This window comes from Avibacterium paragallinarum (assembly GCF_900450705.1).
GTDB lineage: Bacteria > Pseudomonadota > Gammaproteobacteria > Enterobacterales > Pasteurellaceae > Avibacterium > Avibacterium paragallinarum.
The window spans coordinates 64,194-80,022 of the sequence record NZ_UGHK01000001.1 but is presented as its reverse complement, the minus strand read 5'-3'; the positions used below and the strand labels follow the sequence as shown (position 1 = coordinate 80,022).

The 15,829-nt window shown below is 41.4% G+C and carries 14 protein-coding genes, 1 other RNA gene and 1 pseudogene; 7 read left to right on the top strand and 9 right to left on the bottom strand.

The window, feature by feature from the left end:
- Positions 1-29 precede the first annotated feature (29 nt).
- The 6 genes from DXZ23_RS00495 to DXZ23_RS00470 form a co-directional block, all read right to left on the bottom strand.
- The gene (locus tag DXZ23_RS00495) at positions 30-974 is read right to left on the bottom strand and encodes a sugar ABC transporter substrate-binding protein (RefSeq protein WP_017807368.1); all 945 of its coding nucleotides are present in this window, start codon (positions 972-974) and stop codon (positions 30-32) included.
- 107 nt (positions 975-1,081) lie between these two features.
- Positions 1,082-2,017, bottom strand: coding sequence for a substrate-binding domain-containing protein (locus DXZ23_RS00490; protein ID WP_017807367.1), 936 nt, complete (start codon positions 2,015-2,017; stop codon positions 1,082-1,084).
- Between the two features lie 378 nt (positions 2,018-2,395).
- Positions 2,396-3,565 (bottom strand): FAD-dependent 2-octaprenylphenol hydroxylase, encoded by a 1,170-nt coding sequence (locus DXZ23_RS00485; protein WP_017807366.1) that lies wholly within the window; start codon positions 3,563-3,565, stop codon positions 2,396-2,398.
- Between the two features lie 5 nt (positions 3,566-3,570).
- On the bottom strand, positions 3,571-4,773 hold the full coding sequence (ubiH, locus tag DXZ23_RS00480) for a 2-octaprenyl-6-methoxyphenyl hydroxylase (protein WP_035695677.1): 1,203 nt from the start codon (positions 4,771-4,773) through the stop codon (positions 3,571-3,573).
- Positions 4,774-4,791: 18 nt separating this feature from the next.
- Positions 4,792-6,105 (bottom strand): Xaa-Pro aminopeptidase, encoded by a 1,314-nt coding sequence (gene pepP, locus DXZ23_RS00475; RefSeq protein WP_017807364.1) that lies wholly within the window; start codon positions 6,103-6,105, stop codon positions 4,792-4,794.
- Between the two features lie 12 nt (positions 6,106-6,117).
- On the bottom strand, positions 6,118-6,660 hold the full coding sequence (locus DXZ23_RS00470) for a UPF0149 family protein (protein ID WP_026138613.1): 543 nt from the start codon (positions 6,658-6,660) through the stop codon (positions 6,118-6,120).
- A gap of 143 nt (positions 6,661-6,803) precedes the next feature.
- On the opposite strand from DXZ23_RS00470, the gene DXZ23_RS00465 reads away from it, so the two are divergent.
- The 3 genes from DXZ23_RS00465 to DXZ23_RS00455 all read left to right on the top strand — a co-directional run bounded on the left by DXZ23_RS00465 (position 6,804) and on the right by DXZ23_RS00455 (position 7,963).
- Entirely contained in the window at positions 6,804-7,106 is a 303-nt protein-coding gene (locus tag DXZ23_RS00465) for a cell division protein ZapA (protein ID WP_017807362.1), read from the top strand.
- 85 nt (positions 7,107-7,191) lie between these two features.
- A non-coding RNA gene (gene ssrS, locus DXZ23_RS00460) (6S RNA) lies at positions 7,192-7,375 on the top strand.
- A gap of 12 nt (positions 7,376-7,387) precedes the next feature.
- Positions 7,388-7,963: a 5-formyltetrahydrofolate cyclo-ligase gene (locus DXZ23_RS00455; RefSeq protein WP_017807361.1), complete on the top strand. Its 576-nt coding sequence runs from the start codon at positions 7,388-7,390 to the stop codon at positions 7,961-7,963.
- 61 nt (positions 7,964-8,024) lie between these two features.
- On the opposite strand, the gene xerC is transcribed toward DXZ23_RS00455, so the two are convergent.
- Both xerC and glpK read right to left on the bottom strand, forming a co-directional pair.
- Positions 8,025-8,915 (bottom strand): tyrosine recombinase XerC, encoded by an 891-nt coding sequence (gene xerC, locus DXZ23_RS00450; protein WP_017807360.1) that lies wholly within the window; start codon positions 8,913-8,915, stop codon positions 8,025-8,027.
- A 351-nt stretch (positions 8,916-9,266) separates the two neighbouring features.
- The gene (glpK, locus tag DXZ23_RS00445) at positions 9,267-10,775 is read right to left on the bottom strand and encodes a glycerol kinase GlpK (protein WP_021724010.1); all 1,509 of its coding nucleotides are present in this window, start codon (positions 10,773-10,775) and stop codon (positions 9,267-9,269) included.
- Positions 10,776-11,174: 399 nt separating this feature from the next.
- Between glpK and DXZ23_RS00440 the strand changes: the two genes are divergently transcribed.
- Positions 11,175-11,912: an MIP/aquaporin family protein gene (locus tag DXZ23_RS00440; protein WP_017807358.1), complete on the top strand. Its 738-nt coding sequence runs from the start codon at positions 11,175-11,177 to the stop codon at positions 11,910-11,912.
- A 43-nt stretch (positions 11,913-11,955) separates the two neighbouring features.
- On the opposite strand, the gene tsaA is transcribed toward DXZ23_RS00440, so the two are convergent.
- Positions 11,956-12,669, bottom strand: coding sequence for a tRNA (N6-threonylcarbamoyladenosine(37)-N6)-methyltransferase TrmO (gene tsaA / locus DXZ23_RS00435; protein ID WP_017807357.1), 714 nt, complete (start codon positions 12,667-12,669; stop codon positions 11,956-11,958).
- A 107-nt stretch (positions 12,670-12,776) separates the two neighbouring features.
- Here tsaA and DXZ23_RS00430 point away from each other — a divergent pair, with 107 nt between their 5' ends.
- The 3 genes and pseudogenes from DXZ23_RS00430 to DXZ23_RS00420 all read left to right on the top strand — a co-directional run bounded on the left by DXZ23_RS00430 (position 12,777) and on the right by DXZ23_RS00420 (position 15,795).
- Positions 12,777-13,682 carry a 1,4-dihydroxy-2-naphthoate polyprenyltransferase gene (locus DXZ23_RS00430; RefSeq protein WP_017807356.1) on the top strand — a complete coding sequence of 302 codons (906 nt, stop codon included), beginning with the start codon at positions 12,777-12,779 and terminating at the stop codon, positions 13,680-13,682.
- Positions 13,683-13,730: 48 nt separating this feature from the next.
- Positions 13,731-14,228, top strand: coding sequence for a ribonuclease E activity regulator RraA (gene rraA, locus DXZ23_RS00425; RefSeq protein ID WP_017807355.1), 498 nt, complete (start codon positions 13,731-13,733; stop codon positions 14,226-14,228).
- 181 nt (positions 14,229-14,409) lie between these two features.
- Positions 14,410-15,795 (top strand): annotated as a pseudogene (locus DXZ23_RS00420) (DASS family sodium-coupled anion symporter).
- The last annotated feature ends 34 nt before the right edge of the window (positions 15,796-15,829 follow it).

Sequence of the window (15,829 nt, the reverse complement as noted above, 5' to 3'; positions counted from 1 at the left end):
TGCCAAAATCATTTGCATCACGCCTTACCTTAGTTTGAACTAGAACGATAATATTTATTGATATATTGTACTTTTTTCTCTGGTGTAACTAATTCAAAAGGAATCCAGTTATAAAGTGGAACGCTTTCTCCTTTTGCTGCTCGATAAGCTAGTTCAACACTTGTGCGACCTTGATCTGAAGCAGATTGAAATACAGTTGCATCTAATCCGTTGCCTAAATAGGCGAGGGCATCGGGTGTTGCATCAATGCCCACGATAATCATCTCTTCATCTTTGATACCCATTTTTCGTGCGGCTAATAACGCACCGATTGCCATTTCATCATTATTGGCAAATACCACATTGATCTTTTTATGTGCTGCAAATAAGTTTTCTGCCACTTCCATCGCTTTGGCTCGATCCCATTTAGCTTCTTGCTCGGCGATGATATGAATTTCTGGGTGGGAAGAGAGGGCAGCTTTGTTTCCTTCAGTTCGTTTAATTTGAGCATCTAGTCCTAAAGGGCCCAACAAAATAATGGCATTAGCAGGTTTACCATTGAGCGTTTGTAACACAAACTCTGCTTGCATTTTTCCGCTCGTGATTTCCTCTGAACCGACATAGCTAGTCAAATATTTCATATCTTCATCATTCGGTTTCACAGTAACGGCAATGAGAGGAATTTTGGCTTTTCGTGCTTTAATGCCAATAGATTTGGCTATTTTGGGGTCGGTCAGCATAACAATGATGGCATTGACATTTGAGCCAATAAAATTTTCAACATCGTTCAACATTTTCGCGGGATCGCCATTGGCATCGGCAAATTTAAGTTTGACATCTTGATGTTCAGCCTCAAATTTTTGCATAGCTTCTTGTAAATAAGTCGGGTATTTATCGGCTAAACTATACATTGCGACACCGATAACAACAGGTTTGGCAAATAAGGCAGGAATAAATAGAACACCCAACAGTAATACACCTATTTTCTTCAACATAATTTATACTCCAAAATCGCTACAAAAATGAACCGCACTTTTGTCGTAGCCTTTAATGTGATAAACGGTGAAATAAGGGCAAAAGCCTTTGCCCTTGACTTGAAAATTTATTTATATTTCGCTTGATAAACCTCTTTTTTATCTGGTATGACTAATTCAAAAGGAATCCATTTGATGGAAGGTACTTTCTCTCCTTTGGCCGCTAGATACGCCATTTCAGCCCCCGTTTCTCCTTGCCCTTTTGCGGACTGATAAACGGTGGCATCTAAGCCTTTGCCTAGATACTCTAAGGCATCAGGCGTTGCATCTAGCCCTACAATCAAAACATCTTCGTCTTTTATTCCTTGTTTACGTGCTGCTAGTACTGCACCAATCGCCATTTCGTCATTATTACTCACCACGACATTAATGTTTTTATTCGCAGAAAAAATATTTTCCGCAATGCTCAAGCCTCGATCACGCTCCCACTTTCCTTCCTGCTCTGTGGCTATGTTGATATTTTTATGTTGAGCGAAAAATTCTTTGTTGCCTTGAGTGCGTTTGGTTACCGCATCTTGCCCTAAAGGACCTAGCAGAACGAGTGCATTTCCTGTTTTTCCATCTAGGGTATTGACGATAAAATCAGCTTGAATACGTCCCCCCTCAATTTCATCAGAACCCACATAGCTCGTTACATATTTCATATCTTCATCATTGGGTTTACGGTTCACAATAATCAAAGGGATTTTAGCTTTTTGTGCTTTGCGACCAATAACTTTAACGATATTCGGATCAGTTGGGACAACCAATAAAGCATTAACTTTCTGATCAATAAAAGTCTCTACGTCATTTAATAAACGAGCGGGATCACCATTTGCATCGGATAATTTAATTTCAACATCATCGTGCTTTGCGTCAAAATCACGAATTGAATCTTGTAAATAGGTTTGCCATTTATCAGCGAATGAGTTCATTGGGGCACCGATGATAAGCTGTTTGCTCATTGCCATTTGCGAGGTGAATAACAACCCGCCACATAACATTGCGAATAGTGTTTTTTTCATTTTCTACTCCTAGTTTCAAAGTGAGAGATCTAAAAATCTGAAATACCACTATATTGCACAAGGCTTATTTGTGAATATAAGTTTCAATTTATGATAATTTGAAATAAATTATCTATTTTATGTATAGCATTGAGAAGAAAGTGACGCAATCACCAAGTTAAAAATTTGTGAATTAGATCGTGTTTTTTTTTTATGAAAAAAAGACAAAGAAAAGAATAAGCGAATATTTTTCGCAACAATACAGATAAAATTTTTATCTCTGTAATATATAAAAATAGAATTATTTTTCTAAATAAAAGAGAAATTTATTACCGTATAAGTTTAAAATAGGGCATAATGTTGATGTTACGTCATCAGAGATAGCAACAGGGAAGGGAATTAAATTCCCAATCCTTGCCGAATAAACTGCTCTTTTAGCAATCCAAAGTGGTGGGTTGCCGTCAATCCAATGCCTCGTGCGAGCTTTTTAAGAGGGTGATGACCCGCAAATAGCTCTTTAATCCCCTGCATCGCAATCAACATTTTCACTGCTTCCGCTTTGCGAGAACGCTCGTAATAACGAAGATAACGATATTCCCCAATATCCAAACCTAATGAAAAATGTTTTTCGATTTCTTGGGCGAGTAATTGGGCATCTTGAAAGCCTAAATTAACCCCAAGCCCTGCCAATGGATGAATGGTGTGGGCAGCATCGCCGATTAATGCGATGCGTGGCTGAGCAAAATTGCGGGCATAGCGAGCGGTGAGTGGAATGGCTTGGCGTTCACTTTGCACCTCGCATAAACCCAGTTGATTATCAAAAGCAATATTCAGTTGCTTATTAAACACATCTGGCTCACATTGGGTGAGCGTTTTTGCTCTCTCAGGTGGGAGCGACCATACAATGGAACAAAGATTTTCTTGGTGTAAGGGTAAGAATGCCAAAATGCTATCAGGAGAGAAAATCTGTCTCGCACAATGCTGATGTGGCTCAGCGGTTTTCACATTACATACGAGGGCATATTGCCCATAATCACGGAAAATCAGTGGAATATTCGCTTGCTGACGTAGCCAAGAATTTGCTCCATCTGCTCCAACAATTAATTTCCCAGTTAGCATTTGTCCGTCGTTCAACGTGAGAATCGCTGCACTTTCATTGATGCCAAGGTTTTGCACAAGTGCGGTGAAAATTTCCACATTTTTTTGTGTGGCGACCTGTTGCCATAGGCTGTGCTGAATAAGGTGGTTTTCAACAATATGTCCAAGGTGATCGATACCTAAGCCTTTGGTATCAAATTCAATTTTGGCAAAGCTGTCTTTTTCCCAAACCTTCATTTGATCATAAGCGGTGGCACGCAAATTCTGAATGTGATGCCAAGCCCCAAGTGTTTGTAATAACTGCTCGCTGGCAAGATTTATCGCACTAACGCGATAGCCAATCTCCGCTAAAGATTGGTTTGGTGGGTTGCGTTCAACCAACGCAATACGCATTGCGGTATTCTTCAATTTGGCTGCGAGTGCTAGCCCCACCATTCCGCCACCGATAATAATCAGATCAAAATTTTTCATTCTGTTCACCACCCTAATGTGGGTTTGATAAATTGTTGTTTGAGTAAATGAGATTGTGCCAACGCCATTAAGCCAAGATTTCTGCCGATTTGTAAAGGAAGTAATTCGTTTGCGAAGATCGAAACTAACCCGTTAGTTAAATGGATTAAGCGAGATTGATCCGCTTGGCGTGCCGTTTCATATTGTGATAATAAGGAATATGCACCGAGATCTTGCTCTGCCATAAAAGCTTGGCTTAATAATTTAGCGAGGCAAATTACATCACGCATTCCGAGGTTAAAGCCTTGACCTGCAATAGGATGCAAGGTTTGGGCTGCATTACCTACTAACGCTGTACGATGATAAATATGTCGATCGGCTTGATATAGGGCTAAAGGATAAGCGAATCGTTTACCGCATTGTTGTAATTTTCCTAACCGCCAACCAAACTGTTGTTGCAAGCGGGTCAAAAATACCCCATCGGATAGCGTCATTAATTCGCTAGGATCTTTTACACACCAAACCAAAGACATTAATCTATCCCGCATTGGTAGCAAGGCGAGGGGGCCTTCTGCGGTGAAACGCTCGAATGCACGTTGTTGATGTGGCTGTTGCACTTGAATATTGGTGATGATGGCGGTTTGTTGGTAATCCCGCTGTTTTGTAATGCGAATTTGTGCCGATTTTGCCACCAATGATTGTGTGCCATCAGCACCGATAATCAGTTGGCAAAACAAAGTGCGGTGATTTTTCAGCGAAATTTTCACCCGCTCTTTTTCAAATAGAATTTGTTCAATCTCCACCGGGGCGAAATAGTCAATATTCGGATATTGTGCCATAGCATTGAGCAACACCTCGCCCACCTGCTGTAATTCCACCACCGCCCCCAGTTGGGATAACGGAACATCTTGGGCGTGAAATTCCAGCAAGCCACTATGCCCTTTGTCTGAAACGTGAATATGCTCAATGGGAGAAGCAAGAGGGGAAAGTTGTTGCCATAAAGATTGCTGGTTTGGTAGCGTGATCCGATCAAGTTGTTGGCAAGATCCCGCTGAAAGTGCAATACAACGTGCATCAAAACCCGTTTGATGATGGTTTTGTGGTGCTTGTTTTTCCAACAAGGCAATACGAATTTTGCCTTGCGTTTGCTCGCTTAACGCCAATGCCAGCGTGCAACCTGCCATTGCCCCCCCTACGATAATCACATCATAATGCACAATCTGTTCCATTTTCACACCCTTTGAGCGTTAGCTGTTATTTGCCATAACCCGTTCAATGTCATCAATTTCTTTCGGCACCGCACTAGTTAGCACCTTATTACCGTATTCGGTGATGACAATATCATCTTCAATGCGTACCCCGATGCCTTTATATTGTTCAGGAACATTGGCTGTTTCTGGAATATATAAACCTGGTTCAACGGTTAATACCATTCCGACTTCTAACGGACGATCGCGTAATTTGCTGTCTTTTTCAAGGCTATAACGCCCCACATCGTGCACATCAAGCCCAAGCCAATGCCCTAAACCGTGCATATAAAAGGCTTTGTAGGCTTCTTGCTGGATAAGATTTTCTACTTCGCCTTGCAAAATGCCTAAACGCACCAAGCCCTCAACTTTAATGCGAATCACTTCTTGATTGGCTTGATGAATGGTTGCTCCAGCGACTAAGGTGTTAATAGCGTGTTTTTGTGCTGCCAATACGATTTCATAGATCTCACGTTGTGCTTGGCTAAATTTTCCATTTACGGGATAAGTACGCGTAATATCCCCCGCGTAATAAGCAAATTCGCAACCCGCGTCCACTAGCACTAATTCGCCAGCCTTAAGAGGTTGATCGTTTTCATTATAATGAAGAATACAAGCGTTATTGCCCCCCGCGACAATGCAATTAAAAGAGGGAAAACGAGCCCCAAAGCGATTAAATTCATAGAGAAGCTCGCCCTCAAGTTCAAATTCTAAGCGGTTTGGACGAGTTTGTTTCATTGCTAGCAAATGCCCTAACGCAGTGATTTGCCCTGCTTGTTGGAGTAAGGTAATTTCATTAGGGGATTTGAACAATCGCATTTCATCAACAATTTCCGCCCAATCAAAAACCTGCGAAAATTGCACCGCACTTTGTTCTAGCAGGCTGTTTCCCCAAGCCTGTTGATCAGAATTGTAATAAAGTGCGGTGTAATTTTGGCTCAAATTTTTCCATTGTTGAGCGAAATCTTCAATGGCGTAAGCTTGATCGATATTTAATGTTTCTGCTGCCTTTTCTACGCCCAAACGGCGACCATTCCAAGTTTCCATAAGCGGATCGGAAGGGCGTAAAAATAAAATGGTGCGAGATTGCTGTGCAGTTTTGGCTAACACGAGGATCGCATCAGGCTCATTAAAACCAGTTAAATACCAAAAATAGCTGTCTTGACGGAAAGGGTAATGGCAATCTTTATTGCGAACTTGTTCTTGAGCAGAAAAAACAATCGCTAAGGAATTATCCTGCATTTGGGCGAACATTTTTGCACGGCGTTGAGCAAACTCTTCGGCAGGAATTTGGGCTAAATAAGCGAGATCCATCCTCTTCTCCTTTTAGTGTAAAACGGTTTTTTGTGGCACTTGGTAAGGGCGGTAATGTGCGTAAAGTACCGCGACGAGGGTACGAACATATTCGGCGACTTGTTCTAAGGAATCAGCCAGTTCTTCGGGAGCGTCCTCTTCTTGATAGGTTAGCACGGCAATATTTTGTAAATCATCTAATGCTTCGCCAATTTCTCCTTTTTCTTTATCTAATCCAGTTTGGAGTAATCCTAGCCCAAGCAAAAAATGGCTAGTCCATTCGGCTAACGCATCAATTTCATCAAAAACATCACTTTCTGGTAAATATAAGTGAAAATTAAAGCTGTCAATTTCTTCTAAACTATGATGAATATCGTGGTAGAGGGCTGAGATCTCTTTTAACAAAGCTGTGGGATAAGCCTCCCCATTATTGGTAAATTCATTCATTAAAATTGGCCACTTTTGTTCACTTGCACCGCCACAAATTAATCCCGTAAGAAAACCGTGTAATTCAGCGGCACTAACAGGAATAGAGGCTTGACGTAATTTTAGAGCTAACTCATCATATGAGAGAATATCAGACATAATTTTTTCCTTTTGCTAAAGATAGGCGTAGTTTAGCACTGTTAGCTTTAAGCAACCACTTATCAAGAGGATTTTTATGACGAAAAATGTTTGCTATGGCATAATAATGCCAAATTTATTTTTTGAGGATAAGTATGTCATCGCAAAGTATTGAATTGTCCGTGTTAGGACAGGTTTTACGTTTAAATTGCCAAGAAGATCAAGTTGATGCTCTTCGTCAGGCGGCTCGGGCATTAGATCAACGAGTTTCAGAAATGAAAGAACGCACTGGGATTTTACAGTTAGATAAAGTACTTTCTATCGTTGCCCTAAATTTGAGCTATGAACTTATCCAGCAGCAACAAGTCGCTCAAAAAATTGAGAATATGGTAAGTACACAAATTAAACAACTTGATAGCTCTTTAGAAAGTTTTTTAGCTCAAAAAGCAACAGCTTGATGAAATAATATAAGCTAGTCGAAGAATTAGAAAAATTAAGCTAGTCAAGGCGGTGAAATTGCGTTAGTATTACCGCAATTTTAAAAATTACCTGAGATGTTCGCGAGTGGGTTACGTCCCTGAGCCGATACTTAACATCTTATGAATTGGTTTCCTATTGTTGGTGTGCAAGCTTAACTTGATTAAGAAGCCTAAAAACAATAATCACCGATTCCCTTGAACCGTAGGGTTCAAGGACCGAACACCCACAACGGCATCTCGGGTTCTTCCTAAAATTCCTCATGAACGATATTATTTCTTTCCAACAACGTAAAGTTATTCGTCAAAGAGTTCGGCATTTACGACAAATGCTAACACCACAGCAGCAACATCTCGCTGAACAAAAAATTACCGAGCAATCTCTCCGCTTTATTGAAAAAAGGCAGGCTAAACATATTGGGATTTATCTCTCTTTTGATGGCGAAATTTCTACAAAGCAACTTATACAGCAACTATGGAATAAAAATCTTGCCGTTTATCTTCCCATTCTTCACCCATTTTCTGCCAATAATTTATTATTTCTGCGTTATCAACCAGATACGATATTACGAAAAAATAAATTTAATATTTTAGAACCTCAGCTTGATGTCAGAAATGTCATTCCAACCAATAAACTTGATATTATTTTCACTCCCTTAGTTGCCTTCGATCAGCAAGGAAACCGCCTTGGAATGGGCGGTGGTTTTTATGATCGAACCTTACAAAATTGGCAGACAAAAAATTTTTTACCAATAGGCCTCGCCCATCAATGCCAACAAGTAGAAGAATTACCTGTGGAAAGCTGGGATATTCCTTTATTCAAAATCTTGGTTGCCTAGAACGATATACTTCATATAACGTATAAAAAACACCTATTTTTTTACACCGCACTGTCCATTTTTATGCTTTCTTTCTCTTTGCCCTTGGATGAGCAGAATCATATACCTGAGCTAAATGCTGGAAATCGAGATGAGTATATATTTGCGTTGTCGAAAGGTTACTATGTCCTAATAACTCTTGCACAACACGCAAATCAGAACTGCTTTCTAGCATATGAGTAGCGAAAGAATGACGCAATTTATGCGGATTTAAATGGCTAGACAGCCCCTGTTTTATACCCCAAACCTCCATTCGTTTTTGAATAGAACGGTGGCTCATTCGATTACCAAGCTGGCTCACGAACAACGCCTCATCTTTTGGATTAAATAGCAACCGCACTTTTAACCATTGTTGAAGAGCGTGTGAAGCATAACGTCCGAAGGGCAGAATACGTTCCTTATTCCCCTTTCCTATTACGCGAACCTCTCGCACACGCGTATTGATACTATTCAAGTTTAAGCCTTGTAGCTCTGATAAACGTAACCCCGAACTATACATCAATTCAATCATCGCTTTATCACGCAGGTCGATCGGCTCTTTGCTATCGTTAGCAAGCAGTTGCTGAACCTGCTCGCCATCTAAATTTTTAGGTAAGTGCTTCCCTTGTTTAGGGGCAGATACCCCCACCGCAGGATTGACCGCCAACTCCCCCTGTTGAACCAAAAAATGCAAGAATTGACGAAACGCTGACAACCGCAAAGCAAGGCTTTTCTCGTGCAGCCCCAATTTTTTACTTTGAGCCAAAATAAACCGCACCACACTCGGTGTAACCTCTTGCCACTGAGAAACCCCATTTTGCTGCAATAATGCCACCACCGCATCAAGCTGACGCTGATAATTCACCAAGGTATGTGGGCTAACTTGACGTTCTATTCTAAGATAATTCCAATATTTATTGAGTTGTGATTGCATTTTTAAAATTTAAATTAACTGTTATCTCTTAATTATAACGTTTATGTTGCAAATTTGTAGTTTAGCTAAAAATAGTTTAAACATTACCGCTCTACTCAACAAAATCAACGAAAAGAAATTTAAATAAGAAATAGCCTGTTATTTTCAAGGTAAATTATCATCATTAATGAAAAAACTCCAAGATATAACGCTTCCTCACAATACGCTATTTTGAACTTAACGCACTATAACGATAAAGAAAAATATACTTAATAAAAAGAACTGATTCTGATGAAATATCAGTTTCAGTTCTTTGTAGAAAAGAATAGGAAAAATACCGAGAAAAACTCCCGCACTTTCTAAAATATAAAACTATCCTTCATCTTTCTCCCATTCCAACGCACGTTTTACCGCTTTTTTCCAGCCTTTGTAGCGTTTTATGCGTTTTTCTTCATCGCCATCTGGCGTGAATGTGCGTTCGACGGCGGCTTTATCTCGCAATTCGTCGAGATCTTTCCAGAATCCGGTGGCAAGCCCAGCAAGATAAGCAGCCCCCAGTGCGGTAACTTCTTTCACCACTGGGCGTTCAACAGGGGTGTTGAGAATGTCTGCTTGGAATTGCATTAGGAAATTGTTGGCTGTCGCACCACCGTCCACGCGTAAAGATTTAAGTTTTTCCCCTGAATCAGATTGCATTGCTTCAAGCACATCACGGGTTTGGTAAGCGATAGATTCTAGGGTTGCTCGCACAATATGATTACGGTTCGCTCCTCGAGATAAACCGAAAATTGCTCCTCTGGCATAAGGATCCCAATAAGGTGCACCAAGCCCAGTAAAAGCAGGAACAACATAAACGCCGTTACAATCAGGCACTTTCTGTGCGAAATATTCGCTGTCGAAACTATCGTGAACAATTTTCAGTTCATCACGCAACCATTGAATGGAAGCCCCGCCCATAAAAATTGAACCCTCCAAAGCATACTCAGGTTCGCCTTTGGCATTACAAGCGATGGTGGTGAACAAGCCATTTTGCGATTGCACCGCTTTATCGCCTGTGTGCATTAGCATAAAACAGCCTGTGCCATAGGTATTTTTCGCTTGCCCTGCTTGTACGCATAAATGTCCATAAAGGGCTGCTTGTTGGTCGCCTGCAATCCCTGCCACGGGGATACGCACCCCGCCTTTGCCGCCGATATTGGTTTGCCCGTAAATTTCGGAAGAATTTCGCACTTCTGGCAACATTGATTTTGGAATGTCCAAAATTTCGAGCATTTTGTCATCCCATTGTTTGGTATGAATGTTAAATAACATTGTGCGGGAAGCATTGGTGTAATCCGTAACGTGTACCCGCCCTTGCGTGAGTTTCCACACCAGCCAAGTATCCACTGTACCAAAAAGCAATTCACCACGTTCAGCTTTTTCTCTCGCACCTTCTACATTATCCAAAATCCATTTCACTTTAGTGCCAGAAAAGTAAGGATCTACCACCAATCCTGTGGTTTTGCGAATATAATCTTCGTGGCCGTCAGCTTTGAGTTTATCGGTAATATCCGCAGTGCGGCGGCATTGCCACACAATGGCATTATACACAGGTTTACCCGTTTCTTTTTCCCATACAATAGTGGTTTCACGCTGATTCGTGATCCCTATTGCGGCAATGCTATCAGAAGAAATACCGGCTTTCGCCACCACTTCGTTTAAGGTGGAACTTTGTGTCGCCCAAATTTCCATTGGATTATGCTCTACCCAGCCTGCTTGTGGGTAAATTTGGGTAAATTCACGCTGTGCAATTTCAACTACATTGGCATTATGATCAAGCAATACCGCTCTGGAGCTGGTTGTGCCTTGATCTAAGGCGATGATATATTTTTTCTCTGTCATAACCGATCCTCTTTTGTCTGTTAGATAAGTAAAATGTTGCACCTTTTTACTCACGAGAACATTAGTTTTGAGCTAAAACGAAAGAATTACCTAAAAGAAAATAATCGAAAACACTCAAGTTTAAAATGAGCAATATTCAAATTTTTGATCCACTTCACAAAATATTTTTCCCACTCCCTATGATTAGTTATTTGCTAGATTTCAATAGTAATCAATAAATTAAAAATGTGATCAAGATAGCAAATTGGAGAAAAAGTAGATAAATCCTTACAAAAAATATTGCTTTCAATCTTTTTCTATTAATAATGAAATACGCACCCATAATATTCAAAAGAACACTTTTGATTCTAAACGAACGGAAATTATAACTCTAATAAAATGGATTAAAAGGAGTGCATTATGAATGCTTATCTAGCTGAATTTATTGGAACCGCTCTGCTTATTTTGATGGGGAATGGCGTCGTTGCCAATGTTTGTTTAAACAAAACCAAAGCACAAAATGCGGGTTGGATTGTGATTACCACCGCTTGGGCATTTGCGGTTTATGTCGCCGTGATCGTGGCTGGTCCTTATAGTGGGGCACATTTGAACCCTGCGGTAACCCTCGGCTTGGTGGTGATTGGGGCTTTCGACAGCACAATGGCATTGGGCTATATTACCGCTCAACTCTTAGGCGGAATGTTCGGGGCGTTATTGGTCTATATTTTCTATCGCGATCATTTCGCTGCCACCGAAGATCAAGGCATAAAACGAGCTTGTTTTTGCACTGAACCCGCAATTCGTCGTTATTCAAGTAATTTTATCAACGAATTAATCGGCACTTTTGTGCTACTTTTCGTCATCTTCTACATTACAGGGGCTAGCGTAGAGCTATCCGAAGGCTCATCAGTCCCAATCGGCTTAGGCTCACTCGGTGCATTACCCGTTGCCATTTTGGTTTGGGCGATTGGGTTAAGCCTTGGCGGCACAACGGGCTATGCCATCAACCCTGCTCGCGATCTTGCTCCTCGGATCACGCTCGCATTACTTGGCAACACCTTAAAAACCTCTGCCGATTGGCAATATAGTTGGATACCCGTCCTCGGCCCTATCACTGGGGCATTGCTCGCGGGCATCGCGTATAACCTTTTAATGTAATGGTTGTGGGGCGTTCGATGCTTGAAATGAAACGCCCCATCATTTAAACCCGCTCCAGCTCCAACACTTCCACCAATTCCCCTCGCACTTGCCAGCGAATGTTGAAATCATAAAGACGCATTCCGTAAATGCGTTCTGCTTGGCTGTTTTGGTGATAGGCAGGACGAGGATCTTGTTGCAAGACTTCGGTAATAAACCGTTGAAAGTGCGGTCGTTTTTCACCGCACTTTTTTAACTCACACATCGCTTGCAGTGAAAAAACCACTGCCAATGTTTTCTCAGGTGCTTGCTGAGCAAAGCTGGAATAGGCATTGGGTTCGCTGTCTGCATAGGCGATATAGGGCTTAATGTCGAAAATTGGCGTGCCGTCCACTAAATCCACCGCACCTAAATGAAGCAATACTTCACCTTTATCAATTTCGATGTTCCGCAAGGCAACTTTCGACAGCCCTAAAGGATTGGGGCGATGGGTGGCACGCGAGGCAAATACGCCCACCCGTTGATTTCCGCCAAGACGCGGGGGGCGAACGGTTGGTTGCCATTTCCCCTGTGGGATTTTATCAAACTGAAAAATTAGCCATAAATGAGAAAAGGCTTCCAGCCCTCGCACAGCTTCAGGTTGATTATAAGGTGGCAATAAATTGAGCGTTCCCACGCCATCTTGCACGAGATTAGGCTGACGTGGAACAGAAAATTTTTCCTTATAAGGGCTATGAACAATGCCGATCGGAGAGAGCGTTAGAGGCTGTGCAAACATATTTTCCTTAAAACAGTTAAAATACAATGGATAAATGCGTAAAATATGCCATTATTGTACGCAAAAATACGTTAAAAAAAGCAAATTTTAAAATATAAGTGAGTTGTATGAATAAAAATAGCGTAAAAATGTGGGTGGAAACCGCCAGACCGAAAACCCTTCCCCTTGCGGCTGCCTCAATTATAATGGGAGCAGCACTTGCCTATTGGGATAAGCAATTTAGCTGGCAAATCAGTCTGTTATGCTTAATTACCACCTTGTTATTGCAGATTTTATCCAACTTTGCCAATGATTATGGCGATCACCAAAAAGGCAGCGATACCGCAGAGCGTATTGGGCCATTGCGAGGCATTCAGCACGGCGTAATCAGTGCGGCACAGCTCAAAAAAGGGCTGATTTTGATGAGTTTAGCCAGCTTATTTTTTGGCTTCTGGCTGATCGCCCTCGCCTATCAAACCTATGCCGATCTTTTCGCATTTTCGCTACTCGGCGGGCTAGCCATTCTCGCTGCCATCACTTACACCGTCGGAGCAAAACCCTATGGATATATGGGATTGGGCGATATTTCCGTGTTGCTTTTTTTCGGTATTTTGGGCGTGTGCGGCACTTATTATTTACAAACCCACCAGTTAAATTTGATGATTTTTCTACCCGCACTTTCTACAGGGTTACTCTCCACAGCAGTTTTAAATATCAATAACTTACGTGATATTGAACAAGATAGAAAAGCGGGCAAAAACACCCTTGCCGTTCGTTTTGGTGCAAAAAATGGGCGAATTTATCATTGCCTGTTATTAGCCGTCGCGGCGTTGTGCAATGTGATTTTTGCATTGCTGAATTTCCACCATCTAGTAAGCTTTATTTTCCTTTTAGCATATCCTTTATTAGTGAAACACGCTTTGTATGTTTACCGCAACCGAGATCCGCTGTTATTGCGTCCAATGTTGGGGCAAATGTCGATGTTGGCCCTTTTAACCAATTTGCTCTTTAGTTTCGGCTTGCTAGTGGGCTAGCAATCGGCATATACTAAGCAATTATTTTCAGCTTAAAAAGGTGAACTTATGTGTATTGATACTTCCACGCTCTGCGATATTTATTTAGATCAAGTTGATGTTGTTGAACCCATTTTTTCCAACTTTGGAGGATTAACCTCATTTCACGGCAAAGTAACCACAGTAAAATGCTTTGAAAACAATGGCTTAATCGCTGAGATTTTAGAAGAAAATGGCGAGGGACGCGTGCTTCTAGTAGATGGTGGTGGGGCAGTACGCCAAGCTCTCCTTGATGCTGAACTGGCTCAGCTTGCGGCAGACAATGGCTGGGAGGGCATTATTGTTTATGGGGCGGTTCGCCAAATCCAGCAATTAGAAAACATTGATATTGGTATTCAAGCCCTTGCTCCGATCCCTGTTGGGGCAAATAGCGACACGCAAGGCGAAGTGGATATTCCTGTAAATTTTGGCGGCGTCACTTTTTTCCCTGAAGATTATGTTTACGCTGATCTCACCGGCATCATTTTATCGCAAGAACCGCTTGATCTAGAAGATTTAACGGAATAATCACCACATTTAAATGTATGGCAAAACTTTTTTGCCATACATTCCATTATTTTTCTGAGCTACCTCACAAAACCACAAAATTTTTGTTGCTTTTTATTAACAACTTGCTAACGTTGTCTTATCTTTATGGCTAACTCAGTTGTTAGCATTACCTATGACCATAAAGAAAGAGGAAATCATTATGAATACAACATCAACCAATCTTACTTCACATCGCAATGGTATTATCCTGATTGCCGATGTGATCCTGTTCTTTTTATTATTGAATTTTCTTCCCTTTGATGCTAAAGCCAACAAAGGCTTAGCAATGTTAGCATTTATTGCTGTGCTATGGCTTACCGAAGCCTTACACGTTACTATCACGGCATTATTAGTGCCGTTACTCGCCATCGCATTAGATTTAGTCAGCACCAAGCAAGCTTTAGTTGCCTTTGCTGATCCTAATATTTTCCTCTTCTTCGGTGGCTTTGCATTGGCTACAGCATTGCACCAGCAAAATATCGATCGAATGATCGCCAATAAAATAATGGCACTAGCGGGCGGACGGTTATTTGTTGCAGTGATATATCTATTTAGCATTACCGCCTTTTTGTCAATGTGGATGAGCAATACCGCCACCGCTGCAATGATGTTGCCATTGGCAATGGGGATTTTGAGCCAAATGGATAAAGAGCGTGAGCATAATACCTATGTTTTCGTGTTATTAGGGATTGCTTATAGTGCAAGTATTGGCGGAATGGGAACGCTAGTAGGTAGCCCACCAAATAACATTGTCGCCACCCAACTCAAACTCACCTTTTCCGATTGACTAAGTTATGGGCTACCTGTAATGATCATTTTAATGCCAATTATGATTGGTACGCTTTATATAGTTTTCCGCCCGAAATTAAATCTTAATTTCACTCAACAGTTTGAAAAAATTGAGTTTAATTCTAAACGCATCATCACCCTGATTATTTTTGTGGCAATTGCGTTGTGCTGGATATTCAGTAGCAAAATTAACCCGATGCTTTCCTCTTTGCTTGGCTTGGAGAAAAAAATCGCCAGCTTTGATAGTGTCATCGCATTACTTGCCGCCGTAGTAATTTGCTCCACGGGTGTCGCCTCGTGGAAACAGTTACAAGCTAACACCGATTGGGGCGTATTAATGCTTTTTGGAGGCGGTTTAACTCTAAGTTCTGTATTGCGTGATTCAGGTGCGAGTCGCATTTTAGCTGATGGTATCGTATTCTTAATTGAAGGCGGGCATTTCTATCTTATTGGCTTGTTGGTGGCAGCCTTTATCATCTTCTTAACGGAATTTACCTCAAATACCGCCAGTGCGGCGTTATTAGTACCAATTTTTATTTCCATCGCACAATTGCTTGGAATGCCAGAACTCGGGCTTGCCTTAATCATCGGCTTAGGGGCATCTTGTGCCTTTATGCTCCCTGTGGCAACCCCACCGAATGCCATTGTGTTCGGTACGGGTGAAGTGAAACAGCGAGAAATGATCCGAGCGGGGATTTTACTTAATATCATCAGTATCTTTGTGATCGCGACATTCGGCTATATTTTCTGGTTCTAAATAAAAAATTGGCGGGTGTAGGATCGCCCGCCAT

Excerpts from the sequence above, each read along its gene's own strand:
- DXZ23_RS00495 (WP_017807368.1), bottom strand. The coding sequence starts at position 974 with ATGTTGAAGAAAATAGGTGTATTACTGTTGGGTGTTCTATTTATTCCT.
- DXZ23_RS00490 (WP_017807367.1), bottom strand. The coding sequence starts at position 2,017 with ATGAAAAAAACACTATTCGCAATGTTATGTGGCGGGTTGTTATTCACC.
- DXZ23_RS00485 (WP_017807366.1), bottom strand. The coding sequence starts at position 3,565 with ATGAAAAATTTTGATCTGATTATTATCGGTGGCGGAATGGTGGGGCTA.
- ubiH (WP_035695677.1), bottom strand. The coding sequence starts at position 4,773 with ATGGAACAGATTGTGCATTATGATGTGATTATCGTAGGGGGGGCAATG.
- pepP (WP_017807364.1), bottom strand. The coding sequence starts at position 6,105 with ATGGATCTCGCTTATTTAGCCCAAATTCCTGCCGAAGAGTTTGCTCAA.
- DXZ23_RS00465 (WP_017807362.1), top strand. The coding sequence starts at position 6,804 with ATGTCATCGCAAAGTATTGAATTGTCCGTGTTAGGACAGGTTTTACGT.
- DXZ23_RS00455 (WP_017807361.1), top strand. The coding sequence starts at position 7,388 with ATGAACGATATTATTTCTTTCCAACAACGTAAAGTTATTCGTCAAAGA.
- xerC (WP_017807360.1), bottom strand. The coding sequence starts at position 8,915 with ATGCAATCACAACTCAATAAATATTGGAATTATCTTAGAATAGAACGT.
- glpK (WP_021724010.1), bottom strand. The coding sequence starts at position 10,775 with ATGACAGAGAAAAAATATATCATCGCCTTAGATCAAGGCACAACCAGC.
- DXZ23_RS00440 (WP_017807358.1), top strand. The coding sequence starts at position 11,175 with ATGAATGCTTATCTAGCTGAATTTATTGGAACCGCTCTGCTTATTTTG.
- tsaA (WP_017807357.1), bottom strand. The coding sequence starts at position 12,669 with ATGTTTGCACAGCCTCTAACGCTCTCTCCGATCGGCATTGTTCATAGC.
- DXZ23_RS00430 (WP_017807356.1), top strand. The coding sequence starts at position 12,777 with ATGAATAAAAATAGCGTAAAAATGTGGGTGGAAACCGCCAGACCGAAA.
- rraA (WP_017807355.1), top strand. The coding sequence starts at position 13,731 with ATGTGTATTGATACTTCCACGCTCTGCGATATTTATTTAGATCAAGTT.